The sequence below is a fragment of the Bacillus sp. AFS073361 genome, from assembly GCF_002567005.1.
Lineage (GTDB): Bacteria > Bacillota > Bacilli > Bacillales > Cytobacillaceae > Neobacillus.
The window spans coordinates 1-237 of the sequence record NZ_NUZU01000197.1 but is presented as its reverse complement, the minus strand read 5'-3'; the positions used below and the strand labels follow the sequence as shown (position 1 = coordinate 237).

Below are 237 nucleotides of genomic sequence, written 5' to 3'. Positions count from 1 at the left end.
GCTTCATACTTCATTGTCAGCTTCACTACCGGGTAGCTTCCCGGCAGGGTGACATAACACTGCAGGTCGTTAAGGGACTGTACATCCGAGTAGCTGACGATGCTGACACGCTCTTCTTCCTTGCCAAAAGAAATCCCGTCACGCGTTGTCTCCAGGAGTGGGTTTTCATCTGCCGGCTTCACGGGGTTAAACAACCCATCCAGGTTGCGGCGTTCCTCCTCTGTACGGCGTACCAGC

Annotated in this window: 1 protein-coding gene; it reads right to left on the bottom strand. The window is 54.4% G+C overall.

Features of this window, described 5'->3' with window-relative positions:
• On the bottom strand, nt 1-237 hold a 237-nt coding region (locus tag COJ96_RS29080), incomplete at both ends, for a type IV secretion system DNA-binding domain-containing protein (RefSeq protein ID WP_218936551.1).